Source organism: Streptomyces sp. NPDC050732, assembly GCF_040654255.1.
Classification (GTDB): Bacteria; Actinomycetota; Actinomycetes; order Streptomycetales; family Streptomycetaceae; genus Streptomyces.
The window spans coordinates 46,752-71,781 of sequence record NZ_JBFAHP010000044.1 but is presented as its reverse complement, the minus strand read 5'-3'; the positions used below and the strand labels follow the sequence as shown (position 1 = coordinate 71,781).

Annotated in this window: 26 protein-coding genes; 14 read left to right on the top strand and 12 right to left on the bottom strand. The window is 71.3% G+C overall.

What is annotated here, in order from left to right; genetic code table 11:
- Positions 1–163 precede the first annotated feature (163 nt).
- Positions 164–1,774: a D-aminoacylase gene (locus tag AB0H82_RS31800; protein ID WP_362998903.1), complete on the top strand. Its 1,611-nt coding sequence runs from the start codon at positions 164–166 to the stop codon at positions 1,772–1,774.
- Between the two features lie 4 nt (positions 1,775–1,778).
- On the opposite strand, the gene AB0H82_RS31795 is transcribed toward AB0H82_RS31800, so the two are convergent.
- From AB0H82_RS31795 to AB0H82_RS31770, 6 genes are all read right to left on the bottom strand, one after another.
- On the bottom strand, positions 1,779–2,633 hold the full coding sequence (locus AB0H82_RS31795; protein WP_362998901.1) for a serine protease: 855 nt from the start codon (positions 2,631–2,633) through the stop codon (positions 1,779–1,781).
- Between the two features lie 124 nt (positions 2,634–2,757).
- Positions 2,758–2,982 carry a hypothetical protein gene (locus tag AB0H82_RS31790; RefSeq protein WP_362998899.1) on the bottom strand — a complete coding sequence of 75 codons (225 nt, stop codon included), beginning with the start codon at positions 2,980–2,982 and terminating at the stop codon, positions 2,758–2,760.
- On the bottom strand, positions 2,961–3,251 hold the full coding sequence (locus tag AB0H82_RS31785; RefSeq protein WP_362998897.1) for an SCO5918 family protein: 291 nt from the start codon (positions 3,249–3,251) through the stop codon (positions 2,961–2,963). Before AB0H82_RS31785 ends, AB0H82_RS31790 begins: the two co-directional genes overlap by 22 nt.
- A 78-nt stretch (positions 3,252–3,329) precedes the next feature.
- The gene (locus AB0H82_RS31780; RefSeq protein ID WP_362998895.1) at positions 3,330–4,751 is read right to left on the bottom strand and encodes a DEAD/DEAH box helicase; all 1,422 of its coding nucleotides are present in this window, start codon (positions 4,749–4,751) and stop codon (positions 3,330–3,332) included.
- A gap of 296 nt (positions 4,752–5,047) precedes the next feature.
- Positions 5,048–5,251, bottom strand: a complete 204-nt coding sequence (locus AB0H82_RS31775; protein WP_046930152.1) for a cold-shock protein — start codon at positions 5,249–5,251, stop codon at positions 5,048–5,050.
- A gap of 335 nt (positions 5,252–5,586) precedes the next feature.
- Positions 5,587–5,928 (bottom strand): MerR family transcriptional regulator, encoded by a 342-nt coding sequence (locus tag AB0H82_RS31770; RefSeq protein ID WP_362998893.1) that lies wholly within the window; start codon positions 5,926–5,928, stop codon positions 5,587–5,589.
- A 273-nt stretch (positions 5,929–6,201) separates the two neighbouring features.
- Between AB0H82_RS31770 and AB0H82_RS31765 the strand changes: the two genes are divergently transcribed.
- From AB0H82_RS31765 to AB0H82_RS31755, 3 genes are all read left to right on the top strand, one after another.
- A complete protein-coding gene (locus AB0H82_RS31765) occupies positions 6,202–6,579 on the top strand; it encodes a hypothetical protein (RefSeq protein WP_362998891.1) in 378 nt (125 codons plus the stop codon).
- Positions 6,580–6,739: 160 nt separating this feature from the next.
- A complete protein-coding gene (locus AB0H82_RS31760) occupies positions 6,740–7,159 on the top strand; it encodes an Hsp20/alpha crystallin family protein (RefSeq protein WP_362998889.1) in 420 nt (139 codons plus the stop codon).
- 47 nt (positions 7,160–7,206) lie between these two features.
- A complete protein-coding gene (locus AB0H82_RS31755; protein WP_362998887.1) occupies positions 7,207–7,605 on the top strand; it encodes a DUF2267 domain-containing protein in 399 nt (132 codons plus the stop codon).
- An 85-nt stretch (positions 7,606–7,690) separates the two neighbouring features.
- On the opposite strand, the gene AB0H82_RS31750 is transcribed toward AB0H82_RS31755, so the two are convergent.
- The gene (locus AB0H82_RS31750; protein WP_362998885.1) at positions 7,691–8,548 is read right to left on the bottom strand and encodes a serine protease; all 858 of its coding nucleotides are present in this window, start codon (positions 8,546–8,548) and stop codon (positions 7,691–7,693) included.
- A gap of 211 nt (positions 8,549–8,759) precedes the next feature.
- Between AB0H82_RS31750 and AB0H82_RS31745 the strand changes: the two genes are divergently transcribed.
- Positions 8,760–9,971 (top strand): pyridoxal phosphate-dependent aminotransferase, encoded by a 1,212-nt coding sequence (locus tag AB0H82_RS31745; RefSeq protein ID WP_362998883.1) that lies wholly within the window; start codon positions 8,760–8,762, stop codon positions 9,969–9,971.
- Between the two features lie 92 nt (positions 9,972–10,063).
- Positions 10,064–10,504: a hypothetical protein gene (locus AB0H82_RS31740; RefSeq protein ID WP_362998881.1), complete on the top strand. Its 441-nt coding sequence runs from the start codon at positions 10,064–10,066 to the stop codon at positions 10,502–10,504.
- 75 nt (positions 10,505–10,579) lie between these two features.
- Here AB0H82_RS31740 and AB0H82_RS31735 read toward each other — a convergent pair whose 3' ends face one another.
- Positions 10,580–12,433, bottom strand: coding sequence for a phosphoenolpyruvate carboxykinase (GTP) (locus AB0H82_RS31735; RefSeq protein WP_362998879.1), 1,854 nt, complete (start codon positions 12,431–12,433; stop codon positions 10,580–10,582).
- 309 nt (positions 12,434–12,742) lie between these two features.
- Between AB0H82_RS31735 and AB0H82_RS31730 the strand changes: the two genes are divergently transcribed.
- The 3 genes from AB0H82_RS31730 to AB0H82_RS31720 are packed head-to-tail and all read left to right on the top strand — an operon-like array spanning position 12,743 to position 15,008.
- Positions 12,743–13,489, top strand: coding sequence for a hemolysin III family protein (locus AB0H82_RS31730; RefSeq protein WP_362998877.1), 747 nt, complete (start codon positions 12,743–12,745; stop codon positions 13,487–13,489).
- 56 nt (positions 13,490–13,545) lie between these two features.
- Positions 13,546–14,205, top strand: coding sequence for a TetR family transcriptional regulator (locus AB0H82_RS31725; RefSeq protein ID WP_362998875.1), 660 nt, complete (start codon positions 13,546–13,548; stop codon positions 14,203–14,205).
- A gap of 29 nt (positions 14,206–14,234) precedes the next feature.
- Complete coding sequence (locus tag AB0H82_RS31720; RefSeq protein ID WP_362998873.1) at positions 14,235–15,008, top strand: Mut7-C RNAse domain-containing protein; 774 nt, start codon at positions 14,235–14,237, stop codon at positions 15,006–15,008.
- Here the strand turns inward: AB0H82_RS31720 and AB0H82_RS31715 are convergent.
- Positions 15,005–17,026: a thioredoxin domain-containing protein gene (locus AB0H82_RS31715; RefSeq protein WP_362998871.1), complete on the bottom strand. Its 2,022-nt coding sequence runs from the start codon at positions 17,024–17,026 to the stop codon at positions 15,005–15,007. The two genes, AB0H82_RS31720 and AB0H82_RS31715, sit on opposite strands and share 4 nt — an antisense overlap.
- A gap of 113 nt (positions 17,027–17,139) precedes the next feature.
- On the opposite strand from AB0H82_RS31715, the gene AB0H82_RS31710 reads away from it, so the two are divergent.
- Together AB0H82_RS31710 and AB0H82_RS31705 are read left to right on the top strand one after the other, a co-directional pair.
- Complete coding sequence (locus AB0H82_RS31710) at positions 17,140–20,391, top strand: tetratricopeptide repeat protein (RefSeq protein WP_362998869.1); 3,252 nt, start codon at positions 17,140–17,142, stop codon at positions 20,389–20,391.
- Between the two features lie 141 nt (positions 20,392–20,532).
- Positions 20,533–20,772 carry a chaplin gene (locus AB0H82_RS31705; RefSeq protein WP_362998867.1) on the top strand — a complete coding sequence of 80 codons (240 nt, stop codon included), beginning with the start codon at positions 20,533–20,535 and terminating at the stop codon, positions 20,770–20,772.
- A 67-nt stretch (positions 20,773–20,839) separates the two neighbouring features.
- Here the strand turns inward: AB0H82_RS31705 and AB0H82_RS31700 are convergent, their stop codons facing one another.
- The gene (locus AB0H82_RS31700) at positions 20,840–22,066 is read right to left on the bottom strand and encodes a hypothetical protein (RefSeq protein WP_362998865.1); all 1,227 of its coding nucleotides are present in this window, start codon (positions 22,064–22,066) and stop codon (positions 20,840–20,842) included.
- A 258-nt stretch (positions 22,067–22,324) separates the two neighbouring features.
- Between AB0H82_RS31700 and AB0H82_RS31695 the strand changes: the two genes are divergently transcribed.
- Positions 22,325–22,576 carry a chaplin gene (locus AB0H82_RS31695; protein ID WP_362998863.1) on the top strand — a complete coding sequence of 84 codons (252 nt, stop codon included), beginning with the start codon at positions 22,325–22,327 and terminating at the stop codon, positions 22,574–22,576.
- A gap of 40 nt (positions 22,577–22,616) precedes the next feature.
- On the opposite strand, the gene AB0H82_RS31690 is transcribed toward AB0H82_RS31695, so the two are convergent.
- Both AB0H82_RS31690 and mca read right to left on the bottom strand, forming a co-directional pair.
- A complete protein-coding gene (locus AB0H82_RS31690; RefSeq protein ID WP_362998911.1) occupies positions 22,617–22,850 on the bottom strand; it encodes a hypothetical protein in 234 nt (77 codons plus the stop codon).
- Positions 22,851–22,869: 19 nt separating this feature from the next.
- Complete coding sequence (gene mca, locus AB0H82_RS31685; RefSeq protein ID WP_362998861.1) at positions 22,870–23,751, bottom strand: mycothiol conjugate amidase Mca; 882 nt, start codon at positions 23,749–23,751, stop codon at positions 22,870–22,872.
- 114 nt (positions 23,752–23,865) lie between these two features.
- Between mca and AB0H82_RS31680 the strand changes: the two genes are divergently transcribed.
- Together AB0H82_RS31680 and greA are read left to right on the top strand one after the other, a co-directional pair.
- Positions 23,866–24,309 (top strand): DUF4307 domain-containing protein, encoded by a 444-nt coding sequence (locus tag AB0H82_RS31680; RefSeq protein ID WP_362998859.1) that lies wholly within the window; start codon positions 23,866–23,868, stop codon positions 24,307–24,309.
- A 175-nt stretch (positions 24,310–24,484) separates the two neighbouring features.
- Positions 24,485–24,982: a transcription elongation factor GreA gene (gene greA, locus AB0H82_RS31675; RefSeq protein ID WP_362998857.1), complete on the top strand. Its 498-nt coding sequence runs from the start codon at positions 24,485–24,487 to the stop codon at positions 24,980–24,982.
- The last annotated feature ends 48 nt before the right edge of the window (positions 24,983–25,030 follow it).

Below are 25,030 nucleotides of genomic sequence, written 5' to 3'. Positions count from 1 at the left end.
GGTGTCCTCCGCCGCGGCGCGGGGGCGCACACCTCCCACCCGCCCACCCGTTTGCCCCGCACCGCAGAGTGCGGGTGGGGGCAGAAAGACCCGGCCGGAGGCCGGGTGCACCACCAAGCAGCCGCAGCCGCATCCGCAGCCGAGCGAACAAGAGAGGCACCTCATGGACCTGGTGATCCGAGACGCGCGCGTCATAGACGGCACCGGAGGTGCCTCCTACCGCGCCGACGTCGGCGTACGAGAGGGAAGGATCGCGGAGATCCGGGCAGAGGGGGAGGGCCCCCGCCCGTCAGGGCGGGCCACCCTCGACGCCCAAGGCCTGGCGCTGGCGCCCGGCTTCATCGACATGCACGCCCACAGCGACCTCGCCCTCCTCCGCGACCCCGAACACACCGCGAAGGCCGCCCAGGGCGTCACCCTGGAGGTCATCGGCCAGGACGGCCTGAGCTACGCCCCCGTGGACGACCGCACGCTCGCCCAGGTCCGCCAGGCCATCACCGGGTGGAACGGTGACGGCGGCGACATCGACTTCACGTGGCGCACCGTCGGCGGGTATCTCGACGCCCTCGACTCCGCCCACGGCGGCCGCGGCATCGCCGTGAACGCCGCGTACCTCATCCCTCAGGGCACCGTCCGCATGTACGCGCTGGGCTGGGACGACCGCCCGGCGGCCCCCGCCGAGCTGGAGCGGATGAAGCAGCTCGTGGCCGAAGGGATGCGTGAAGGCGCCGTCGGGATGTCGTCCGGGCTCACCTACACCCCCGGCATGTACGCCGACGACTCCGAGCTGGCCGAGCTCTGCAAGGTGGTGGCTGAGTACAAGGGGTACTACTGCCCCCATCACCGCAGTTACGGCGCCGGCGCCCTCCAGGCGTACGAGGAGATGGTGAACCTCACCAGGACCGCGCGCTGCCCCCTCCACCTGGCCCACGCCACCATGAACTTCGGCGTGAACAAGGGGAAGGCGCCGGATCTGCTGGCCCTGCTCGACGAGGCGCTCGCGGACGGCGCGGACATCACCCTCGACACGTATCCGTACACCCCCGGCTGCACCACCCTCGTCGCCATGCTGCCGAGCTGGGCGAGCGAGGGCGGGCCCGACGCGATCCTGGCCCGGCTCCGGGACGACGCGACCGCCGAGAAGATCCGGCACCACATGGAGGTCATCGGCGCCGACGGCTGTCACGGCGTACCCATCGAGTGGGACACGATCGAGATCTCCGGAGTGAGCGATCCGGGGCTCGTCTCCTGCGTGGGGAAGACGGTCCAGCAGTCCGCCGACGCGCGCGGCGAGGCACCCTGGATCACCGCCAGGCGGCTGCTCATCGACGACAACCTCGGCTCGACGATCCTGCAGCACGTCGGCCACGAGGAGAACGTCCGGGCGATCATGCGGCACCGGGTGCACACGGGCGGCAGCGACGGCATCCTGCAGGGCTTCAAGCCGCACCCGCGCGCGTACGGCACGTTCCCGCAGTACCTCGGGCGGTACGCGCGGGAGCTGGGCGTCATGTCGCTCGAAGAGACCGTCGCCCACCTCACCTCACGGCCCGCCGCGCGCCTCCGGCTCCCCGACCGGGGTGTCGTCCGCGAGGGCTACCGCGCCGACCTGGTCCTCTTCGACCCGGACACGGTCGCGGCGGGGTCGACCTTCGAGGCTCCCCGTACGTACCCGACGGGCATTCCGCATGTCCTGATCGACGGCCGGTTCGTGATGCGGGACGGCCGGCGCACGGACGTCCTCGCGGGACGCGCCGTACGCCGGACGCCGTGACGCGTCAGGCGGGGCGGGGCAGCTTGCAGCCCTTGCGGCCCAGGTCGATCTTGCTGCCCTTGCCGACGCACGGCACGATGCCGTACGTCTGCTGGGCGTAGTTGATGCCCTGGCGCACGGTCACGTTGCCCTTCCGGTCGATCTCACAGGGGTTGTTGACGGTGCAGCGCTCGCCGTCCTCGTTCCCCGTGTTGTTGACCGCGGTGACCTTGCCGGTCCTGTGGTCGATGACCGGCGAGCCGGACGTGCCGCCGATGGTCTGGCAGGCGGGGGTGTAGCGGACGGAGTCCTTCCAGGTCCACTCCCCCTCCTTCATGCGGTACACGAACCCGTCGATGTTGCAGCTGTACGTCTTCTTCCAGTACCCGGACACCACCGTGATGGCCCGCCCCTTCACCGGGTGGTCGTCCTCCAGCTCCAGCGGCTTGATGCCGTACTTCCTCGTGATGTCGCGGTAGCTGCTGGTGAGCCGGTAAAGGGTGATGTCGGTGTCCGTCATGGTCGCGTAGGCGATCTTGGACGCCTTGAGCATGGCGACGTCGTTCGCCTCCGCGTCGAGCAGCTTGAAGGTCCGGGTGGACGGCCGGTCCACGACGACCTCACCGGCGGCGGGGAACCCGGTCTCCAGGCAGTGGCCGTTGGTGAGGACGAGGGCCGGGTCGCTCGCCTTGGACTTGGGCGTGCGGACGACGGAGCCGGAACAGTTGCTGAGCGCCACCGTCCCCGCGAAGTCGACCGCTTTGGCCTTGTCCTCGGTCTTGGTCCCCCCGGAGTTCCCCGCGAACGCGGGTATCGCGCTCGCCCCGGTCAGCGCCAGGGCGAGCAGTCCGCCCGCGACCACGTTGCTCTTCTTGCCCATCTGTGGAGCCCCCCTCGTGACGTACGACTGTCGCACGCCTGCCGTGCGCCTGTCGTGTGATTGTCAGACGGCATTCTTGGGGTCCCTGTGCAGCCGGACAAGAGGCGGAACTCTTCCGTTTCACTCACGTGGTGTGATGCGGACAGTGGGCGACCGGGTCCCCCGCGACGGCCCGCGGGCAGGGCCGGTCCAGCACCGGCAGCAGGGCGGTCGGCCGCATCTCGGCGTCCCAGGGCGCCCAGGCCCGCATGATCTGGCCGGCTGCCGGGCGCGGCGGCACTCGGGACGCCACGCCCGGCGCCCGCCGCGCCTCGGTGCTCCGGCTGATCAGACGATGGTCGTGGGCCACGCCGTCTCGACGGGCTCAGGGGCGGCGGCCGGGGCGGGAGCGGGGCGGCAGGTGAAGCCGAGGCCCGTCAGCGCCCTGGTGACCTCGGCCGCCGAGAAGTCGCGGCGGTCCTGCCGGGTGACCACTTCCCCCACCTGCTTGACGGGGTAGTGGCGGCGGCCGATGATCACGGACTCGCCCGTGACGGGTTCGGGCTTGACGCCCTTCATGGCCGCTTCCACCTCGCTCTTGAAGAGGTCGAAGGGGAAGCGGGCGATGACGCAGCGCATGGTGCCTCACAGAGGGAGAGGGCCGGGAAGTGAGTCGAACGGGGCTCCGGGCCGGCGCGGGGCCGGCCCGGTCCGGGTTCAGGCGGCGGAGTCGGTCCGCGTGCGGGCGGCGTAGGCGCGGCGCGCGCGGCCGTCGCGGGGGCGGCGGCCGCGGGCGGAGGAGCCGCCGCGTTCGGAGGCCGCCTTCGGGGGCGCCGGGATGGTCACCGGGGTGCCCGAGGGGGCCTGGGCGCCGGTGATGCGCGCCAACTCCGGCTCACCGGAGGCCACTTGCGCGGTCTGCGGCCGGATGCCCGCGGCCGCCAGCAGCCTGCTCATGTCGCGCCGCTGCGCCGAGGTGACCAGGGTGACGACGCTGCCCGAGCCGCCGGCGCGGGCGGTGCGGCCGCCGCGGTGCAGGTAGTCCTTGTGGTCGGCGGGCGGGTCGACGTTGACGACGAGGTCGAGGTCGTCGACGTGGATGCCGCGCGCCGCGACGTTCGTGGCGACGAGCGCGGTGACCTGGCCGGATTTGAACTGGGCGAGGGTGCGGGTGCGCTGGGGCTGGGACTTGCCGCCGTGCAGGGCCGCCGCGCGCACGCCGCTGCTCAGCAGGTGCGTGGTGAGCCGGTCGACCGCGTGCTTGGTGTCCAGGAAGAGGATCACCCGGCCGTCACGGGCGGCGATCTCCGTGGTGGTGGCGTACTTGTCGGCGCCCTGGATGTGCAGCACGTGGTGCTCCATCGTCGTGACCGCGCCCGCGGACGGGTCGACGGAGTGGACGACGGGGTCGCTGAGGTAGCGGCGGACCAGGAGGTCGACGTTGCGGTCCAGGGTGGCCGAGAACAGCATCCGCTGCCCGTCGGGCCGCACCTGGTCGAGGAGCTCGGTGACCTGGGGCAGGAAGCCCATGTCGGCCATCTGGTCGGCCTCGTCGAGGACGGTGACGGCGACCTGGTCCAGGCGGCAGTCGCGGCGCTCGATGAGGTCCTTGAGCCGTCCCGGCGTCGCGACGACGACCTCGGCCCCGGCACGCAGCGCACCGGCCTGCCGGCCGATCGACATGCCGCCGACCACCGTGGCGAGGCGCAGTTTCACCGATCTGGCGTACGGGGTGAGGGCGTCCGTCACCTGCTGGGCGAGCTCGCGGGTGGGGACGAGGATCAGGGCGAGCGGGCGGCGCGGTTCGGCGCGCTGTCCCGCCGTACGGGTGAGCACGGCGAGGCCGAAGGCGAGGGTCTTGCCCGATCCGGTGCGGCCGCGGCCGAGGACGTCCCGGCCCGCGAGGGAGTTCGGGAGGGTGGCGGCCTGGATCGGGAAGGGGGTGGTGACGCCGAGCCCGGTGAGGGTCTGCAGCACACCGTCCGGCAGGCCGAGCGCGGCGAAGTCCTCGACGGGGGGCAGGGCCGGGGTGACGGTGACCGGCAGCGCGAACTCCCCCTGGAGCGCGGCGGGGCGACGACCCCTCCCGTTGGGGCGACTGTCCGGGCGTCGGCTGTTTGTGCGACTTGAGCGGTTCATGAAGAACCTTCCTCGATGCGGCGCGTATCGAGGAATTCTCAGGAGGCACCGACCGGTGCCGAGAATCGCTGGAACGGCCGGGGTAAATGAAAGAGCATTCCCGGTCGCCGGTGAATTCATTCCGGGTTGGACCGGTGAAAAGCGTCGCACTCTCCGACGGGATCCATCGGGGTGCCGACCGCTTCGTACCTCACACCATCAATCCGTCGGGGAGGTGAACTCCCCGGAAACGCAACGAGCTGGGGCCCGCACCCAAGGTGCGGGCCCCAGCTACGAAGTGCGCGTGAGCGTCAGCGTCAGGCGGGAACGATGTTCTCGGCCTGCGGGCCCTTCTGGCCCTGCGTGACGTCGAAGTTCACCTTCTGGCCCTCCTGCAGCTCGCGGAAGCCCTGGGTGGCGATGTTCGAGTAGTGCGCGAAGACGTCGGCGCCGCCGCCGTCCTGCTCGATGAAGCCGAAGCCCTTTTCCGCGTTGAACCACTTCACGGTGCCAGTAGCCATGTCATATCTCCTTCGGGGCATTGCCCAGGAGCCCACACTGTGCGGACTCCGCGTCGCCGCGATGATTACCCCGTCCGGAAATGACCGGCAATACAAAGTGCCCCAACCGGCGTCACAAAGCCGACGGGAGCACTTGGAGTCTCTGGAAACCACAACTGCAACTGATAACGACAGTAGCACGGGAGCGGGCGCGGCGCAGGGTTTTCCATATCGCTCGCCGGTCGGCCGATAAAGCCTCATCGCACATCACGCGAAATTCTGCATTTGCCGTCACAGATATGCGGTCGGCGCGACGCAGCGTTTACCGGACGAAGCCCCCAGCAGACGGCCGAGCCTCAGGATGCGGCCGCCCCCTCGGACCCGGCACGGCGCAGCTCCTCGTTCATCCGGAGCGCGTCCTCCAGCTGGTCCTCCAGGATGACGATGCGGCAGGCCGCCTCGATCGGCGTTCCCTGGTCGACGAGCTCGCGGGCGCGGGCCGCGACCCGCAGCTGGTAGCGGGAGTAGCGGCGGTGGCCGCCCTCGGACCGCAGCGGCGTGATCAGGCGGGCCTCGCCGACCGCCCGGAGGAAGCCGGGCGTGGCGCCGATCATCTCGGCGGCCCGGCCCATCGTGTAGGCGGGGTAGTCGTCGTCGTCGAACCTGTCGTTGCCGTGCGAGGGGTTCTCTGGGGGCATTTGCACCTCTTCTGGAACGCGTCGAGGGGCCTGGTGCCGTACAGCACCAGGCCCCGAGGGGTTTTCACACCATCTACCGGCCCCGCGGGCCGGACGTCTGTTACCGCATGGGCGCCCGGCTGAACGGACGGGCGTTGCTCTTCGTATGGCTATGTCAGGAACTCTAACAACGGGACTTCCGCATGTCTATTCCAGCCGCGATAGATTTTCGGAAGCCGAGGGGGAGGTATCCGAGCACCCACCGGCCCCGCCACATCGGTAGGCTGACCAGTCATGTCGAAGCCTGACGAGCTGCTCGTTGACATCGCCACCCTGGTGGAGTCCGAGCACAGCAATCAGATGTCCCTCACCGTGGTCGTCGCCGGCGCGGTCATCACCGGACGGCTGGCCCCCGAAGCCCTGTGGCGGCGCCGTGTCGCCGAAGTCCTGAAGGACTCGGACCGACTGGCCCCGTTCGCCTCCGCGTTCGTGGCCCCCGAAGCGGATTCCGGCCCGCCGCGGGACGCCGAGCCGCCCACCCACCTGCACTTCCACCTGGCCCGGATCCTCCAGGGCAGCGTGGGGCTGCCCGAGACCGGCGGGATGTACCGCATCGCCCTCCGGGACGTGAGCGCCTGGACCGTGGGAGACCTCAGCTACTCCGACAGCTGACCGGCCGCCCCGGCAGCTGAACCGAAACCCGTCACCACTCCTGTCGACAAGCCCCGCCTCAGCGCAGACCTGAGTCGGGGCTTGTCAATTTTCCTCCTTCGGGCTATATAGAAATCCGTAGGGCATCGCACCCAGCACCTGAGGAGAGGAGTGACCCGTGATGCTCATGCGTACCGACCCCTTCCGCGAGTTCGACCGCCTCGCCCAGCAGGTCTTCACCAGTTCCCGCCCCGCCGGGATGCAGATGGACGCCTACCGCGAGGGCGACGAGTTCGTGGTCCACTTCGACCTGCCGGGCGTCGACCCCGAGTCGATCGACCTGGACGTCGAGCGCCACGTCCTGAACGTACGGGCCGAGCGCCGCTCCCCCGCCCCCGAGGGCGTGGAGATGATCGCGGCCGAGCGGGCCACCGGCAGCTACTCCCGCCAGCTGTTCCTCGGCGACACCCTGGACACGGAGCGGATCGACGCCTCGTACGAGGCCGGTGTCCTGACGCTCCGCATCCCGGTGGCCGAGCGGGCCAAGCCGCGGAAGATCCACATCAGCGGCGGCAGCGACCGCAAGCAGATCGACGGCTGACCGCACAGCCGTCCCGACCGATCGACGAAACGGAGGAGAAGGGCACGATGGGGTGGAGTGAACTCATCGAGGCGGTAAGGGAATCCGGCCAGTACGCGAGCGCCGCGGAGGCCGAGCGCGTGACGCGCGTCGTGCTGGCCGCCCTCGGCGGCCACGTCATCGGGGACGAACGCGTCGACCTGGCGCGGCAGTTGCCCCCGGAGGCGGCGAGGCTGGTCGCCGACCAGATCCCCGCCGCGCGGCCGCTCACGGCCGCGGAGTTCGTCGGGAGTGTGGCGCTGCGCCTGGAGGGTGCCACGCCGGCGACCGCCCGATGGGACGTCAGCTCCGTCCTCACCGCCGTGGCGCGGGCGGTCGACGCGGACCTCGTCGACCGTCTGCTCTGCCTGCTGCCGTCCGGCTACGCGCTGCTGTTCGGCAGGGCCGAGCTGGCACCGGCCGCCTGAGGGCCCGACGCACGGGTGCCGCCCGGAAACCCCGGGAGACGGGGCTTCCGGGCGGCGCCCGCGGCGCATCACACCGAGGCTGTGGCTACTTGACCCCGGCGGGCTTCGGCAGCTGGCAGCCCGCGCGGCTCAGGTCGATCTTGTTGCCCGCGCCGACGCACGGCACGATCCAGTACGTCTGCTGCGCGTAGTTGATGCCCTCGCGGACCGTGACCCGGCCGTTCTCGTCGACCTCGCACGGGTTGTTGTCCGTGCACCTGCCACCGCTCTCGTTGCCGGTGTTGTTGACGGCGACGACCTTGCCGGTCGCGTCGTCGATCACCGGGGAGCCCGAGGTGCCGCCGATCGTCTGGCAGGCGGGGGTGTAGCGGACCGAGTCCTTCCAGGTCCAGCTCCCCTCCTTGAGGCGGTAGGCGAAGCCGTCGATGTTGCACTTGTACAGCCGCTTCCAGTAGCCGGACGCGACGGTGATCGCCCGTCCCTGCTCGGGCCGCGCCGCGTTCAGCTCCAGCGCCTTGATGCCGTACCGGCTCTCGATGTCGCGGTAGGTGCTGGTGAGTTGGTAGAGCGACATGTCCGTGTCGGTCATCGTGCCGTACGCGATCTTGCTGGCCCGGACCGTGCCCGCGTTGCCTCCGGAGGCGTTGAGCAGGGTGAAGCTGCGGGAGGACGCCTTGTTGACGATGACCTGGCCGGGGGCAGGGAAGCCGCCCTCCAGACAGTGCCCGTTGGACAGGACGAGCGCCGGGTCACCGGGCTGCGAGGACGGGACGCGGACCACGGAGCCGGAGCAGTTGCTGAGCGCCACCGTGCCCGCGAAGTTGACCGCCTTGGCCTTCACCTCCGATTGGGCGGGCGGTTCGTTGCCGACGGCCGTCGCTGGTGCCGCCGTCGCTCCGAGTATCAGGGCGGCGAAGCACGCACCGACGAGAGGCTTCTTCATGTGGGGGGTCCCCTCTGGATGACTGAATGACTGAGTGACCGAAGTTCCTTCGGTTTTGTCATGCGCATTGTTGGGGTCCCGGGGCGTGAGGACAAGACCGCGAACGGACACAACCGACCGCTGACAGGACACTCCCCCAGCGCCCCCGCGCGCCCCTCTTGTGTCCGAAAACACGAAGCGGCACGTCCCACCCGGCCTTAAGCTCGCGGACATGCAGGTCATCCAGTCGACGAAGCTCTCCAACGTCTGTTACGAGATCCGGGGCCCGGTCCTCGAAGAGGCGATGCGGCTGGAGGCGGCCGGGCACCGCATCCTCAAGCTGAACACCGGCAATCCGGCGGCCTTCGGCTTCGAGTGCCCGCCGGAGATCCTGGAGGACATCCTCCGCAACGTCGGCGACGCGCACGGCTACGGCGACGCGAAGGGCCTCCTGGCCGCCCGCCGCGCGGTCGTCATGCACAACCAGACCCTGGGCATCGAGACCGACGTCGAGCACGTCTTCATCGGCAACGGCGTCTCCGAGCTCATCGTGATGGCCATGCAGGGCCTGCTCGACGACGGCGACGAGGTCCTCGTACCGGCGCCCGACTACCCCCTGTGGACCGCGGCCGTCTCGCTCTCCGGCGGCACCGCCGTGCACTACCGCTGCGACGAGCAGTCGGAGTGGATGCCCGACCTCGTCGACATCGAGCGCAAGATCACCGACCGCACCAAGGCGCTCGTGATCATCAACCCGAACAACCCGACCGGCGCGGTCTACGACGAAGCGATGCTCCGCGGCCTCACCGACATCGCCCGCCGCCACAACCTCCTGGTCTGCTCGGACGAGATCTACGACAAGATCCTCTACGACGGCGCGACGCACACGCCGACCGCCGCCATCGCCCCCGACCTGCTGACCCTCACGTTCAACGGCATGTCGAAGGCGTACCGCGTGGCGGGATACCGCGTCGGCTGGGTGGCGATCTCGGGCCCGAAGGCGCACGCCTCCTCGTACATCGAGGGCCTGACGATCCTCGCCAACATGCGCCTCTGCGCGAACATGCCGGGCCAGCACGGCGTCGTGGCGGCGCTGAGCGGACGGCAGACGATCAACGACCTCGTCCTGCCGGGCGGCCGCCTCCTGGAGCAGCGCGACACCGCATACGACCTGCTGACGCAGATCCCCGGCGTGAGCTGCGTGAAGCCGAAGGGGTCGCTCTATCTCTTCCCGCGGCTCGACCCGAAGGTCTTCAAGATCAAGGACGACCGGCAGATGGTGCTCGACCTGCTGCGCGCCGAGAAGATCATGGTCGTGCACGGCACGGGTTTCAACTGGCCGGAGCCCGACCACTTCCGCGTCGTGACGCTGCCGACCGCGCCGGATCTCGCGGAGGCGGTCACCCGGATCGGCACCTTCCTGGACGGCTACAGCCAGCCGTGACCCGACATTCACCGCCCGGCATTGGGAGCGACTCAACTTTAGACAGGATCTAAGCTAGGATGGCTTTCAAGCAACCGTCTGGAGGCCGTTCCATGTATGAGCCGATCCGCACCAAGTCGGTCCACTCGATGGCCGACGACGCGGGCTTCCCCCACCGCTCCCGCGAGGAGGAGCTGGACATCCAGCTCGCCGGGCACCTCGCCGCTCTGCTCGCCGTCACGGACGAGCTGCGCGCCCTGACCCCGTCCGCCGACCTGGACGACGCCGCCGAGCAGCTGGCGCACCAGGTGGCACGACTGCGCGGCGGCACGCTCCCGCCCAGGTCATCGGTCGCGGCCGCCATACTCCCCCACAGCTCAACGCGTGGGAGGGGCCCCCTACCCCACCTGTCCGCGCTGCACCAGCGCGCCCACGCCCTCGCGGGCCGTGCCCTGGTCGTGGCGGCCTCCCGCGCCGACACCGCGGCGGCGATCCTGGCCGCCGGCCGCATGGACGCCCACGCGGACGCCACGCGCCTGGTCGGCGCCCCCTGATCGGCCCCGGTCCGCGGCCGGGAAGGCCGCGGACCGGGTGCCACCAACTCTGACGCCGTCGGCGTCGGCTCGGCGTCAGCCGAGGCGCTTCACCAGCGCGCGGTACTCGTCCCACAGCTCCTTGGGCGTGTGGTCGCCGAAGGTGTTGAGGTGCTCGGGGACCAGGGAGGCCTCCTCGCGCCAGACCTCCTTGTCGACGGTGAGCAGGAACTCCAGGTCGTCCTTGGCCAGGTCGAGCCCTTCGGTGTCCAGCGAGTCGACCGTCGGCAGGATGCCGATGGGGGTCTCGACGCCCTCGGCCTTCCCGTCGAGGCGCTCCACGATCCACTTCAGGACGCGGGAGTTCTCGCCGAAGCCGGGCCACACGAACTTGCCGTCGGCGTTCTTGCGGAACCAGTTGACGTAGTAGATCTTCGGCAGCTTGGACTGGTCGGGCTTGTCCGCGCCGACCTTCACCCAGTGCGCCATGTAGTCGCCCATGTTGTAGCCGCAGAACGGCAGCATGGCGAACGGGTCGCGGCGCAGCTCGCCGACCTTGCCCTCGGCCGCCGCGGTCTTCTCGGACGCCACGTTCGCGCCGAGGAAGACGCCGTGCTGCCAGTCGAAGGACTCGGTCACCAGCGGCACCGCGCTGGCGCGGCGGCCGCCGAAGAGGATCGCCGAGATCGGCACGCCCTTGGGGTCCTCCCACTCGGGCGCGATGATCGGGCACTGCGAGGCGGGCGTGGTGAAGCGGGCGTTCGGGTGGGCCGCGGGGACGCCTGACTCCGGGGTCCAGTCGTTGCCCTTCCAGTCGGTGAGGTGGGCCGGGGTCTCCTCCGTCATGCCCTCCCACCAGACGTCGCCGTCGTCCGTCAGCGCGACGTTCGTGAAGACGGAGTTGCCCCACAGCGTCTTCATGGCGTTGGCGTTGGTGTGCTCGCCGGTGCCGGGCGCGACGCCGAAGAAACCGGCCTCGGGGTTGATCGCGTAGAGCCGGCCGTCCTCGCCGAAGCGCATCCAGGCGATGTCGTCGCCGATGGTCTCGACGGTCCAGCCGGAGATCGTCGGCTCCAGCATGGCGAGGTTGGTCTTGCCGCAGGCGGAGGGGAAAGCGGCGGCGACGTACTTGCTCTCGCCCTGCGGCGGGGTGAGCTTGAGGATGAGCATGTGCTCGGCCAGCCAGCCCTCGTCGCGGGCCATGACGGAGGCGATGCGCAGGGCGTAGCACTTCTTGCCGAGCAGGGCGTTGCCGCCGTAGCCCGAGCCGTACGACCAGATCTCGCGGTCCTCGGGGAAGTGCGAGATGTACTTCGTGGAGTTGCAGGGCCACGGGACGTCGGCCTCGCCCTCCTGGAGGGGCGCGCCGAGCGTGTGGACGGCCTTCACGAAGAAGCCGTCGTCGCCGAGCTCGTCCAGGACGTGCCGGCCCATCCGGGTCATGGTGCGCATGGAGACGGCGACGTACGCCGAGTCGGTGATCTCGACGCCGATCGCGGACAGCGGCGAGCCGACCGGGCCCATGCAGAAGGGCACGACGTACATGGTGCGGCCGCGCATGGAGCCGCGGAAGACACCGCCCTGCTCGTCCTTGCCGCGGAAGATCTCCCGCATCTCCGCGGGGGCCTTCCAGTGGTTGGTCGGGCCCGCGTCCTCCTCCTTCTCGGAGCAGATGAAGGTGCGGTCCTCGACGCGCGCGACGTCGGTCGGGTCGGATGCCGCGTAGTACGAGTTCGGGCGCTTGATCGGGTCCAGCTTCTTGAAGGTGCCCTTGGCGACGAGCTCCTCGCACAGGCGCTCGTACTCGGCCTCGGATCCGTCGCACCAGACCACGCGGTCGGGCTGCGTCAGTTCGGCGATCTCGTTGACCCAGGAGACGAGCTCCCGGTGGTTGGTCGGGGCAGTGCCCTGGGGCGCTGCCTGAAGGGGAGCCGCGATGTCGCGCGCCACGATTGCTCCTAATCGAGGGGTTTTCAGGATGTATGCCCCGTGGGGGCTGCGACCCGGACGCTTCACGTGTACGAACTTTGGCGCTCATCCGGTGCCGACCGCACTCATTTGATCATCCGACGCTCGCGCGCATCTGTCCAGAGGGCTTCACACCTGAGCGGCGTGAGCATCGCCACTTGTACGGGTACGGGTGCGAGGGCACGCTTCCGTCCCTTTCCGGCAAGGATCCGTCGCCTTCTGGCGCGGAACCGTCCCCCTTCTGGCCGGTAACCCTCTGCTTGATTCCGGACTTACGGGCCCGTAGGTACGATGCGGCACATGACCGCTCACGTCCCCGAAGCGATCCCGCAGCCCGCGGACGACTCCTCGGCCGACTCCGACAACCCCTCACTCGTCCCGTCCCCGGACTCCATGCCGCTCCCCGTGAAGCCGAAGATGCGCGGCTGGCTGCACGCGGGCATGTTCCCCGCGGTGGTGGTCGCGGGCCTGGTGCTCACCGCGCTCGCGGACTCCCCCCGCGGCCGGCTCGCCTGCGGCATCTTCGCCCTGACCGCGTGCCTGCTGTTCGGCGTGAGCGCGCTCTACCACCGGGGGAATTGGAGCCCGAGAGCCGATGCCGTCCTGCGCCGGCTCGACCACTCCAACATCTTCCTGATCATCGCGGGCACCTACACCCCGCTGACGATGCTGCTGCTCCCCGACTCCAAGGGGCAGTGGCTGATGTGGGGCATCTGGGGGGCGGCCGTCGCCGGCATCGCCTTCCGGGTCTTCTGGGTCGGCGCCCCACGCTGGCTCTACACCCCCTGTTACATCGCGATGGGCTGGGCCGCGGTCTTCTTCCTGCCGGACTTCATGCGCACGGGCGGCATCGCGGTGCTCGTCCTGGTCGTCGTCGGCGGTGTGCTCTACAGCGTGGGCGGCGTGATCTACGGCATCAAGCGCCCGAACCCCTCCCCCCGCTTCTTCGGCTTCCACGAGGTCTTCCACTCGCTGACCCTGGCGGCCTTCGCCGTGCACTACGTGGGCATCTCCCTGGTGGCGTACCAGCACGGGTGACGCTCCGCGCACCTCGGAGCCGATGGCCGACCATGCCGATGGCCGACAATGAGGGCATGACGGCCGCACGTACCTCCGCCCCCGAAAGCGCCCCCGAAAGTGCCCCGGCGAGCACCCCCCGGCCGGGCCTCCGGGAGCGCAAGAAGCTCAAGACCCGCCTCGCGATCCGTGAGGCGACGTACCGGCTGATCCGGGAGCAGGGGTACGAGGCGACGACGGTCGAGCAGATCGCGGAGGCGGCGGAGGTCTCCCCCTCCACCGTCTTCCGCTACTTCCCGACCAAGGAGGACATCGTCCTCACCGACGAGTTCGACCCGCTCCTGGAGCGGGAGTTGCGGGAGCGGCCCGCCGACGAGCCGATCGTGGAGTCCCTGCGGCACGTCATGCGGCGGGCCGTCGGTTTCGTCCGCACGGAGGAGCCCGAGATCTCGCGGCTGCGGACGAAGCTGATGATCGAGGTGCCCGCCGTGCGCTCCCGGATGCTGGAGAGCATGTCGGTCACCGGCGGCATCCTGCGCCGCGCCATCGCGGAGCGCACCGGCCGTGACCCCGGCGACCTGGAGGTGCGGACCTTCGCCATGGGGCTGATCGGCGCGCTCACCGAGACCGCCGCGTACTGGGCGGAGCACGACCACAAGGACGACCTGGCCGCGCTCGTGGACCGGACCCTCGACCTGCTGGCGCACGGGTTCCCGGAGGCGCGAAATTCCCGGTGACGCCCGGCCCGGCATGCCATCCTGACGGCATGGACGGTCCGGAGATCCTCATCAGTTTCGCCCCCGAGCTGGGGATTTTCGTCCCGCAGGCGCGAAGGGGCGGGCCCACCGCAGCCGTCACGGACGGGGTGTCCACGCTCGGGCACGTCGTCGAGTCGCTCGGCGTCCCGCTGACGGAGGTCGGCGCGCTCGTGGTGGACGGCCGCGGAGTCGCCGCCGGGCACGTTCCCGCGGCGGGCGAGACCGTCACGGTGCGCGCGGTGACGCGCCCCCAGCCGGTGCCGGGCGCCCCGCTCCGCTTCCTCCTCGACGTCCATCTCGGCACGCTGGCCCGCCGCTTGCGGCTCCTCGGCGTCGACGCGGCGTACGAGAGCACGGACATCGGCGACCCCGCCCTCGCGGCGCGCTCGGCGGCCGAGCGGCGCGTCCTCCTGAGCCGCGACCGCGGGCTGCTGCGCCGCCGCGAACTGTGGGCGGGCGCGTACGTCTACAGCGACCGCCCCGACGACCAACTCCGCGACATCCTGGGCCGCTTCGCCCCCGAGCTGCGCCCCTGGACCCGCTGCAGCGCCTGCAACGGAACGCTCCGGTCCGCCACGAAGGACGAGGTCGCGGACCTCCTGGAGGGCGGCACCCGCGGCACGTACGACGTCTTCGCCCAGTGCGAGACCTGCGACCGCGTGTTCTGGCGGGGCGCCCACCACGACCACCTGGAAGCGATCGTGGAGCGCGCGCTGGCGGAGTTCGGCACACCGGAACACCGGTCCGCGGCCCGGACGGCCCAGGAGACCCCCACGGCCTAGGAGAGCAGCCCCGCCAGTTCCGCCGGGTCCGTCGTCGGGGCCGTGCAGACGAAGCCTCGGCAGACGTATGCCGTCGGGCGGCCGTCGGTCAGGGGGCGGTCGGCGAGCAGGGGGAGTTCGGTGCTGCCTTCCGGGCCTGCGGCCACCACCGCGCCCGGTGCCGTGCCGAGGAGCGCGGTGCGGTGCAGGTCGCCGAGGACCTCGCCCACGACGGCCACCTCGCGCGGTCCGTCCAGCGCCGCCTCCGCGACCGCGAGGCCGTGGCCGATGAAGCGCGGCACGCGGGGGCCGAGCGCCTTGACGATGCCCAGCGCCCGCTCGGCTGCGGTGCGGTGCGGCTCGGCGCCGGTGTGGGCCGCGTAGGAGAGGAGCGCGCCCGCTGCGGCCGTCCACCCGGACGGTGCCGCGTTGTCCGTGGGGTCCTGCGGGCGCCGGATGAGCCGCTCCGCGTCCGCCGCCGTGTCGTACAGCGCGCCGCTCTCCGCGTCCACGAACTGCGCGAGGACGTGGTCGAGGAGGAACCCGGCGAACTCCAGCCAGACCCCCTCACCCGTGACCCCCGCCAGCGCGAGGAAGCCTTCCGCCACGTCCGCGTAGTCCTCCAGGACCCCCGCGTTGGCGCCGACCTGGCCGTCCTTGGAGGTGCGGGCGATCCGCGCGCGCGGGTCCATGTGGAGACGTACGAGAAGATCGCCCGCGCCGACGGCCGCCGCGATCAGGTCCGGCCGGTCGAAGTACGCGCCGACCTCCGCCAACGCGGCGATCGCGAGGCCGTTCCAGGCGGCGACCACCTTGTCGTCACGGCCGGGCGCGGGCCGCTCGGCGCGCGCCGCGAGCAGCCGCTCCCGGATGGAGGCGAGGCGGGTGGCGTCCGCCACCGGGCCGTCCGACAAGGGGAGTTGGAGGACCGACGCGCCCTTCTCGAACGTGCCCTCCTCCGTCACCCCGAAGCAGCCCATCGCCAGCTCCGCGTCGTCATCGCCCAGGACCTCCCGCAGCTGCCCCGGCGTCCATACGTAGTACGCGCCCTCGACGTGCGCGCCCGTCGCCGGGTCCTCGCTGTCCGCGTCGAGCGCGGAGGCGAAACCGCCCTCATTCGTACGGAGTTCGCGGACCATGAAGTCCGCGGTCTCCAGGGCGACCCGGCGGGCGAGGTCGGAACCGGTGGCGCGCCACAGGTGGGCGTAGGCGCGGCACAGCAGCGCGTTGTCGTACAGCATCTTCTCGAAGTGCGGCACGACCCACTCGCGGTCGACGGAGTAGCGCGCGAAGCCGCCGCCGAGCTGGTCGTAGATGCCGCCGCGCGCCATCCGCTCGCACGTGTCGGCGGCCATCTGCAGCGCGCCCTCCGCGCCCGTGCGGCCGTAGTGCCGCAGCAGGAACTCGACCGCCATCGACGGCGGGAACTTCGGCGCGCCGCCGAACCCGCCGTGCGCCGCGTCGTAGTCCCGGGTCAGGCCGAGCAGCGCCTGCGCGAGCTCGTCCTCGCCCGGCTTCTCGCCCGAGCCGTGGGTGAGCTGCCGCTCCCCGAGGTCCCGCACGATCTTCCCCGCGACCTCGGCGACCTCGCCGCGCCGGTCCGTCCACGCCCGGTGGACACCGTCGAGGACCTGCGGGAACGACGGCATGCCGTGCCGTGGCTCCGGCGGGAAGTACGTGCCGAAGTAGAAGGGCTCGGCGTCGGCGGTGAGGAAGACGGTCATGGGCCAGCCGCCCTGACCCGTCGCGGCCTGCACGGCCTCCATGTAGACGGCGTCGACGTCGGGCCGCTCCTCGCGGTCGACCTTGATGTTCACGAACTTCTCGTTCATGAGCGCGGCCGTCGCCTCGTCCTCGAAGGACTCGTGCGCCATGACGTGGCACCAGTGGCAGCTGCTGTAGCCCACGCTCAGCAGCACCGGCACTCCACGCTCGCGCGCCTCCTCGAAGGCCTCGGCCGACCAGGGCCACCAGTCGACGGGGTTGTCGGCGTGCTGAAGGAGATAGGGGGACGTCTCATGGGCCAGTCGGTTCGGCATGCCCCCATACTCGCGCACGCCGGGCCCCGATCGGCGGACGCCCTGTTGCCCGCGCCCCGTACGCAGGACACTTGTGACCGCAGGCAACTGTTGCTTTCGGAGGGGGAACCCATATGCGGGACAGCCATCGGGCCGAGGCCGAGCGGCTGTTGGCACGGGCCGTGGAGGAGGAGGTCCGGCGGTCGGGCGGGCGCGTCGACGGGAGCGTACTGCTCTCGCGGGCACGCGGCGCGCTGGACGCCATGGCGCAGACGGCCGCCGAGGAGTACGCGGCGTACTCCGGCGCGCTCGACGAGGCGGAGGCGGGCCGGCTCACCTTCGGGCAGCGGTACGCGAAGGAGGGCGCGGGAACGCCCCTGCTGGTGGCGGTGGTTGCGGCGCTCGCGGCCGGCGTCTCCGACCTGTCCTTCGGCACGAGCGTCGGCACGGCGCTCGGGACCGGCGCGGTCGTCGCCGTGGCGGGCGCGGCGGCGACGGTCGTGAAGGTGACGGCCTCCCACGTCCCCGCGGCCAGCCGCCGCGCGGGGGAGCTCAGCAGGCCCGGCGGGCCCGAGCAGCTGCGACTGCAGTGGCTGACGGCCCTTGAGGTGCGCGGCATCCGGCCCTTCCTCGACCAGCAGCGGGTCCTAGCCGCCTCGACCGGCTCGCACGCGGCGAAGAAGCCGGCGCCCCAGCTGCGCGGCACGGACAAGAGCGCGGCGGCCCGGCGGCGCAGCGTGCTGCAGCAGTCCTTCGCGCAACTCCCTGAGACCGCGGCGCCCTTCGTGGGCCGGCGGGCCGAGCTGGGGCGGATCGCCCAGTGGGTGCACGCGGCGCGCGCCAGCACCGACACCCGGCCCACGGTCGTCATGCTGCACGGCGCGCCGGGCTCGGGGCGGACCTCGCTGGCGGTGCGCGCCGCGCACGACCTGCGGGACCAGTTCCGCGGCGCCTGCGTGGTGGACCTGCGCGGCGACAGTCCGCAGGAGTCCCCGATGTCCACGCGCGACGCCCTGATGCAGCTGCTGAACCGGCTGGGTGCCCCGCGCGAGCAGCTGCTCTTCCGCGAGCGCTCGTCGCAGGACCAGCAGCTCAAGCGGCTCAGCGAGCTCTACCACCAGTATCTGACGGGCGTCGCGGTGACGATCGTCCTCGACGACGCCAGCGACGCCGAGCAGGTCCGCACCCTCGTCCCGGAGCGCTCGGACAGCCTCGTCCTGGTCACCGCCAGGGAGCCGCTGGAGCTGCCCGCCGACCTGCCCGCCTGGGTGCACCGGCTGCCCGTCGAAGCGCTGGACGAGGCGGGCGCCGAGGAGCTGCTCCGCCAGTCCGCGGAGGACCTGTCCGGCCCCTACGACGCCGAATCGGCGGACGAGGTGCGGGAGTTGTGCGGCGGGCTGCCGCTGGCGCTGCGCGCGGCGGGCTCCTCCCTCGGGCCGCGTACGCCGCGTCAGCTGGCCGCCGACCTGTCGGCGTACGGGCCCGCCGACAAGGTCGGTCCCGTCGAGCGCGTCCTGTGGCTGCGCTACTCCGACCAGCCGGAAGCGGCCCGGCGGCTGCTGCGCCGTCTCGCGCTCGCCGGGCGCGCCTCGCTGGGCACGGCCGCCGCGGCGGCGCTGCTCGGCACGGACGAGGAGGAGGCGACCCGGCAGCTGACCGCGCTGTCCCGCGCGGGCCTGCTCGACCGCCCCCGCACCCGGAGCGGCCCCGGCGAGACCGAGGCCCCGGCCGGCCGCTACCGCCTGCACGACCTCGTCCGCTCCTTCGCCCGGGCCCGCCTCCTCGACGAGGAGGAGCCCGCCGAGCGCACCGCCGCGCAGGAGCGCCTCATCGCCAGCTATGGCGAGCTGGCCGACACCGTGATCCGGCTGGTCGACGGCAAGACGTCCACGCGCGCCAACCAATTCGGGCAGCACGGTTTCGCCTCGCTCGACGCGGCCCTGCGCTGGCTCGACGACGAGTCGACGTTCATCACGGCGGCCCTGCGGCACGCGGAGGGCGTCGACCAGCGGGCCGTGCTCAACCTCCTCGGCGCGCTCTGCGACTACTGCCTGCTGCGCGGCGACCTCTACCGCCTCGGCGAGATCAACGAACTGACGCAGGCCATCGACAAGGGCCTGCTCGGCCGCAGCGTGCAGTGGCGCACGGGCATCGCGGCCCGTCAGCTCGGCGAGCTCGACCAGTCGCGCACGACGCTGAACTCCGTCGTCGACCGCTACTTCGAGGCCCACCAGGACGCGGCCGCCGCCCGCGCCCTCGGCTCCCTCGGCATCACCCTGCACCACCAGGGCAACCTGACGGAGGCGGCGGCCCGCCTCACGGAGGCGCTCGATCTGCAGACCGCCGACGAGCTGGCGGGCGACCGCGCCTGGACGCTGCACGCCCTCGCCGCCGTCGAGCGGGACCGCGCCCACCTGGCGCACGCCCTCGGCATGCTGGAGACGGCGCTCGCGCTGCACCGGGGCAGCGGTTCGGTGCACGGCGAGGCCTGGACGCACTTCCAGCTCGGCCAGCTCTGCCTGCGCATGGGCGACGTGCCGCGCGCGGAGGGCGAGCTGCGGACGGCCCTCGACCTGTACGGCCGCACGCGGGACGCGCGCGGCGAGGCCTGGGCGCTCACGCAGCTGGCGCGGGCCCGCCTTGTGGACGGTGACCCGTCCCCCGCCGTCGACGGGCTGCGCCACGCCGTGTCCCGGCACCGCGACAACGACGACGCGCGCGGCGAGGCCTGGTCGCTGTACTACCTCGGCCAGGCCCTGGAGGAGACCGGCAGCCTGGACCAGGCGGTGCGGGAGCTGGAGCGGGCCCGCACGATGTTCTCCCGGATGCGGGACGTGTACGGCCTGGCGTGCGCCCGGCACCACTCCGCGCGCGTGACCCGCGACCAGCGGGCCGCCCAGACGGGTTCGCTGCGGAACTCCGGCTTCGCCCGCCAGCTCCTGGTCGACGCCCGCGCCGACTTCCAGCGCATCGGTGTCGCGCACGGCGAGGCCTGGACGTGTCTGGAGCTGGTCGTCGTCGACGCGGGCAACAACCGCAGCCAGCAGGCGCTCGCCCTGTGCGACGAGGCCATCGAGCTCTTCGCCTCCTACGGCGACCGGCGCGGCGGCGACTGGGCGCGTTTCCTGCGCTGCACCCTGCTGCCGTACGCGTCGCCCGGCGGCTGGGAGATCGGCACGGCGGTCGCCCAGGAGGAGCTCGGCCAACTCGCCCGGGCCGGCCATCCGACCCGGGACGGCAAGCTCGCCGAGTACGTCCAGGCGTACGGCCTGCTCCTGGAGCGGGGCGCGGAGCTGGAGACGGGCTGGCAGGCGTGGCGGCTCGGCATGGTGCCGAGCCGGCATGCGCGCGAGGTGATGGGGGTCGACGTACCGCAGCCGAACTGAGCCACCCCGCCACAACCAAGCCGAGCCGGAAATGACACGAAAGAGGGCATTATTCCTACTGTCGGGCTACGACCGCTGTCGCCGTGGACGGGCCCGGGTGACGCTCGCAGAGACCGCTTCTCCTCCTACGAAGAGGTATTCATGCGTACTCGCTCCATCCTCATCACAGCCGCCTTCGCCGCCGTCACCGTGATCGGCGGGGCCGGCGCGGCCGTCGCCGACCCCGACCCGGTCAACGCCGAGGTCTCCAACTCCCCCGGCATCATCAGCGGCAACGCGGTCCAGGTCCCGGTCGACCTCGACGTCCCGATCTGCGGCAACACGATCGACGTCGTCGGACTGCTCAACCCCGCGACCGGCAACCACTGCAAGACCAACTGACGGCCGGCGCAGCACACAAGGAAGGCCCCGCTGGTGCGGGGCCTTCCGTCGTTCCTGTCGCTCGACGCTAGCGGCGCGGCGCCGGGTATCGCGCGGCGGCGGCCCTGAGGGCGGCGACGGTGAGCGCCACGACCAGCAGGGAGGCCAGCGTCGCGACCGCCGCCGACAGGGTCGGGAGGGGTGCGGTCACCCCGTCGGGCCGCAGGACGTAGGCGAGGGTCGTCGAGTCGACCCGGCCGTCCACGAGATGGCCGAGGGTCAGCGCGCCCGCCACGAGGGTGCTCGCCACGGCCACGAGCGGAGACCCGCTCAGGAACAGGGCCACGCCCGCCGCCGCGCAGACGGCGGAGACGCCGATCGCGGCCGGGAGACCGAGGGCCGGCGCGTCCGACCAGTTCAGCGGGGCGTGAGCGGCCGCGCAGAGCAGCAGGAGTACGCCTGCCGCGCGCCGCAGCCACACCAGGCGTGCGCTGTCCCGCGCTGCGAGCGGCGCCGTGCCGGGAGCCGTGCCGGACGGGCGGCGGACGGCTTCGCCGGTCGGCGTGACCGCCGCGCCCGCGGTGCCGGCGCCCGCGGTTCCGGCGGACACGGCTTCGGCGGCCGCCTCGGCGTCGGCCTCGGCATCGGCGCTCCTGTGCTCCTTCAGGTTGCCGATCAGCTGCATCAGTTCCTCGACGGACCTGGTCGTACCGGCGGCGTGCACCACCTCCGCGCCGGTGTGCGGATCGTGCGGGGGCCGGGACAGCAGGTGGACGAGCCGGCTCACCTCCGGAATGGGGCGTTCCTCGGCGGCGTGCCGGATGGCCTGGTTCATGGGTTCGGCGGGGTGCTCCGGCGGTCCGAGCAGCTCCACCAGCCGGGTGACGTCGTCGACGGACCGGGCCACGGCCGCCAGGCGGAGCACCGAGGCGGCGGTCGGCATGCCGGTCGGTGACTGCTCCAGGCGGGTGACGAGGTCGACGACGTCGTCCAGCGGCCTGGACACCACGGCGACGTGTATGAGGTCCGCCACCGCGCCCTCGTCGGTCTCCGGCACCACCTGTGCCGGGGGCCCGTCGTCGACGTCGGGGGCGGTCGGCTCCGGGGGAACGACGTCGCCGTCGACCTCGAAGGCCCCGTTCACCGCCGGGTCCGGTGTCGGGTCGGCTGTCGGGGCTGCCGTCTGCGGCCACGGGGCGGCCTGGTCACGCGGTGGGGCGCCGAGCTGCGCGGTGCCCCAGTGAACCGAGGTCGAGACCAGAGGTTCGCCGGTACCGGAAGAATCCCCAGCGGCAGAGAATGACTCAGCGGCCATCTTCTCTTCTCCATTTCAGCGGGACGTCCTCGCCCCGCGCGTGAGCGTGTATCCCGTTCTATGCACGCTTCATGCGCCCCGCCACTGGAGAAGCCGCCCGGCGGGCGCGTACTCGATCACTGGGGATGCGGGGGGACCACTCGCCGCCGGTGCCCACGGACGGGCGGCTCCGTTCCGACATACGGCCCACGATCGTTTTGTCCGCGGGCCGGGCCGGTGAGGTCTGTGGGGTCCGTTCTTCTCTGCAGAGAGGCACCCATGCGCACGCGCTCGATCTTCATCACCGCGGCCCTCGTCACGGCCACCGTCATCGGCGGCGCGAGCACCGCCGCCGCCACCGACCCCTCGCCCGGCGCGGGCGCCTGGGGCAAGGCCAAGAACTCCCCCGGCGTCCTCAGCGGCAATGTCGTCCAGGTGCCCGTCGACCTGTCCGTCAACGCGTGCGGCAACACCGTGAACGTCGTCGGCCTCCTCAACCCCGCGGCCGGCAACACCTGCGTCTCGAAGTGACCCACCGCCCCGTCGCGCGCTGACACGACGGGGCACTTCTCTACTTGCCGCCGTCGGACTCCCGCCGCGCGGAGCCCGCGTCCTCACCCGCCGCCGCGCCGACCGGCTCCTTCTCCGCCGGTTCCTTGAAGTCGACCTTCCGCATGTGCCGGTTCATCGACTTCATCAGGCCCCAGACGGCCAGGGCCATCACCGCGAAGACGATGAAGCCCAGGACACCCGGAGTCACCTTGTCGTCGTCGACCTCCTTGGCAAGAGGGACGAGATGCGTCATTGCCAGATGTGCGTTCACGCTAGGCATTGTCGCGGATGCCCGCAAAGAGGTCGTCCTCGGGGAGGGAAGTATCGACGAGCGACTTCGCGAGCTCGTACTCCTCCGTGGGCCAGACCTCCTTCTGGATCTCCATCGGCACCCGGAACCACCCGCCGTCGGGGTCGATCTGCGTGGCGTGCGCGATCAGCGCCCTGTCACGGACCTCGAAGAAGTCGGCGCACGGAACGTGCGTGGTCAGCGTGCGCTCGACCCGCTCGAACTCGTCCCAGCGCTTCAGCCAGTCCCCGTACGGCGACTCCAGGCCGCGGTCGAGCATCGCGTGGTGCAGCGCCTCGGTGCGCGGGCGGTTGAAGCCCTGGTTGTAGTAGAGCTTCTGCGGCTGGAAGACCGGGCCGAACTCGCTCTCCGGGTACTTCTCCGGGTCCGCCGCGCCGTCGAAGGCCACCATCGTGATCTTGTGGGTCATGATGTGGTCGGGGTGCGGATATCCGCCGTTCTCGTCGTACGTCGTGATGACCTGCGGACGGAAGGAGCGGATCTGGCGCACCAGCTCGCCGGCGGCCTTGTCGAGGTCCTCCAGGGCGAAGCAGCCCTCGGGCAGCGGCGGCAGCGGGTCGCCCTCGGGCAGCCCCGAGTCGACGAAGCCGAGCCACTCCTGCTTGACGCCGAGGATCGCGCGCGCCTCGTCCATCTCCTTCTTGCGCACCTCGTGGATGTTCTCCTGGATGTACGCGTCGCCCTGGAGCTTGGGGTTGAGGATGTCGCCGCGCTCCCCGCCCGTGCAGGTCACGACGAGCACGTCCACCCCCTCGGACACGTACTTGGCCATGGTGGCCGCGCCCTTGCTCGACTCGTCGTCGGGGTGGGCGTGAACGGCCATCAGTCGCAGCTGCTCAGTCAAGACTCGATCCTCAGGTTCTGGGCGCCCTCGGTGATTCGGCGCAACGGGCGGCTTCTATAGTGACGGAACCGGGGGGCGGAAAATTCCGGCATCCACTGTTCCTGGAGGACGATCATGGCGGCGGTGGGCTCGAAGCTCCCCGAGGGGCCTTCCGAGGGCTCCTCCAAGGGTCTTCCCGAGGGGCGGTACGGCCGCTCCCGCACGGCCGACGACGCCGCCGACCGCAAGCTGAGGATCGTCGGCTCGGTGCTCGGCGTGCTCCTGCTCGGCGTCGTCGGCTGGTTCGGCTACGACTACGTCAACGGTACGAAGATCAGCGCCGAGGTCATCAAGTTCGACGTCGTATCGGACCGGTCCGTCGAGGCCCACCTGGAAGTCCGCAAGGACACCGGGGCCCGGGGCTACTGCACCCTGCGCTCGCAGGCCGAGTCCGGCAACGAGGTGGGCCGCAAGGACTTCCGGTTCGACCGGCGCACCGACCGTATCGACCAGGTCGTCACTCTGCGTACGACAAGCAGGGCCACCAGCGTCGAGCTGCTGGGCTGCCACTCCGACTGACGTCGCCCGACATTCCCGCGTTTACCGCGCTCACCTGCGTTGACGCAAATCTGATGGCTTATGTCCTCCCCCTTGGGCGCCTGAATTGTTAGGCTCGTGGTTTCGCCCACCCGTGAAGGAACATCCTTCTGGGTAGGGCGATGCTTTGTATTCCCAGTACCTACGAGGAGCACCTGTGACCCAGACCAGCGAGAACGTCACCTGGCTGACCCAGGAGGCGTACAACCAGCTCAAGGCCGAGCTGGAGTACCTGTCTGGTCCTGCGCGCACCGAGATCGCGGCCAAGATCGCCGCGGCGCGCGAGGAGGGCGACCTGCGGGAGAACGGCGGGTACCACGCGGCCAAGGAGGAGCAGGGCAAGCAGGAGCTCCGCGTCCGCCAGCTCACCCAGCTCCTGGAGACCGCACGGGTCGGCGAGGCGCCGGCCGACGACGGGGTCGTGGAGCCCGGCATGGTCGTCACCATCGCCTTCGACGGCGACGAGGACGACACGCTGACCTTCCTGCTCGCCTCCCGTGAGTACGCGAGCGCCGACATCGAGACGTACTCGCCGCAGTCCCCGCTGGGCACCGGCGTGAACGGCAAGAAGATCGGCGAGGACGCGCAGTACGAACTGCCGAACGGCAAGTTCGCCTCCGTGAAGATCCTCGCGGCCAAGCCGTACGCGGCCTAGCGCGCTCCAGCTCCGGCCACGACCGAGCCCCCGGCACCCTGAATGAGG

Bases quoted from the DNA above. Each gene is read 5' to 3' on its own strand.
- AB0H82_RS31680 (WP_362998859.1), top strand. From the start codon at position 23,866: ATGGCGGCGGTGGGCTCGAAGCTCCCCGAGGGGCCTTCCGAGGGCTCC.
- AB0H82_RS31710 (WP_362998869.1), top strand. From the start codon at position 17,140: ATGCGGGACAGCCATCGGGCCGAGGCCGAGCGGCTGTTGGCACGGGCC.
- AB0H82_RS31690 (WP_362998911.1), bottom strand. From the start codon at position 22,850: ATGACGCATCTCGTCCCTCTTGCCAAGGAGGTCGACGACGACAAGGTG.
- AB0H82_RS31755 (WP_362998887.1), top strand. From the start codon at position 7,207: ATGGGGTGGAGTGAACTCATCGAGGCGGTAAGGGAATCCGGCCAGTAC.
- AB0H82_RS31750 (WP_362998885.1), bottom strand. From the start codon at position 8,548: ATGAAGAAGCCTCTCGTCGGTGCGTGCTTCGCCGCCCTGATACTCGGA.
- AB0H82_RS31795 (WP_362998901.1), bottom strand. From the start codon at position 2,633: ATGGGCAAGAAGAGCAACGTGGTCGCGGGCGGACTGCTCGCCCTGGCG.
- AB0H82_RS31770 (WP_362998893.1), bottom strand. From the start codon at position 5,928: ATGCCCCCAGAGAACCCCTCGCACGGCAACGACAGGTTCGACGACGAC.
- AB0H82_RS31775 (WP_046930152.1), bottom strand. From the start codon at position 5,251: ATGGCTACTGGCACCGTGAAGTGGTTCAACGCGGAAAAGGGCTTCGGC.
- AB0H82_RS31785 (WP_362998897.1), bottom strand. From the start codon at position 3,251: ATGCGCTGCGTCATCGCCCGCTTCCCCTTCGACCTCTTCAAGAGCGAG.
- AB0H82_RS31730 (WP_362998877.1), top strand. From the start codon at position 12,743: ATGCGGCACATGACCGCTCACGTCCCCGAAGCGATCCCGCAGCCCGCG.
- AB0H82_RS31740 (WP_362998881.1), top strand. From the start codon at position 10,064: ATGTATGAGCCGATCCGCACCAAGTCGGTCCACTCGATGGCCGACGAC.
- AB0H82_RS31705 (WP_362998867.1), top strand. From the start codon at position 20,533: ATGCGTACTCGCTCCATCCTCATCACAGCCGCCTTCGCCGCCGTCACC.
- AB0H82_RS31760 (WP_362998889.1), top strand. From the start codon at position 6,740: ATGCTCATGCGTACCGACCCCTTCCGCGAGTTCGACCGCCTCGCCCAG.
- AB0H82_RS31765 (WP_362998891.1), top strand. From the start codon at position 6,202: ATGTCGAAGCCTGACGAGCTGCTCGTTGACATCGCCACCCTGGTGGAG.
- AB0H82_RS31725 (WP_362998875.1), top strand. From the start codon at position 13,546: ATGACGGCCGCACGTACCTCCGCCCCCGAAAGCGCCCCCGAAAGTGCC.
- AB0H82_RS31720 (WP_362998873.1), top strand. From the start codon at position 14,235: ATGGACGGTCCGGAGATCCTCATCAGTTTCGCCCCCGAGCTGGGGATT.
- AB0H82_RS31700 (WP_362998865.1), bottom strand. From the start codon at position 22,066: ATGGCCGCTGAGTCATTCTCTGCCGCTGGGGATTCTTCCGGTACCGGC.
- AB0H82_RS31800 (WP_362998903.1), top strand. From the start codon at position 164: ATGGACCTGGTGATCCGAGACGCGCGCGTCATAGACGGCACCGGAGGT.
- AB0H82_RS31745 (WP_362998883.1), top strand. From the start codon at position 8,760: ATGCAGGTCATCCAGTCGACGAAGCTCTCCAACGTCTGTTACGAGATC.
- AB0H82_RS31715 (WP_362998871.1), bottom strand. From the start codon at position 17,026: ATGCCGAACCGACTGGCCCATGAGACGTCCCCCTATCTCCTTCAGCAC.
- AB0H82_RS31695 (WP_362998863.1), top strand. From the start codon at position 22,325: ATGCGCACGCGCTCGATCTTCATCACCGCGGCCCTCGTCACGGCCACC.
- AB0H82_RS31780 (WP_362998895.1), bottom strand. From the start codon at position 4,751: ATGAACCGCTCAAGTCGCACAAACAGCCGACGCCCGGACAGTCGCCCC.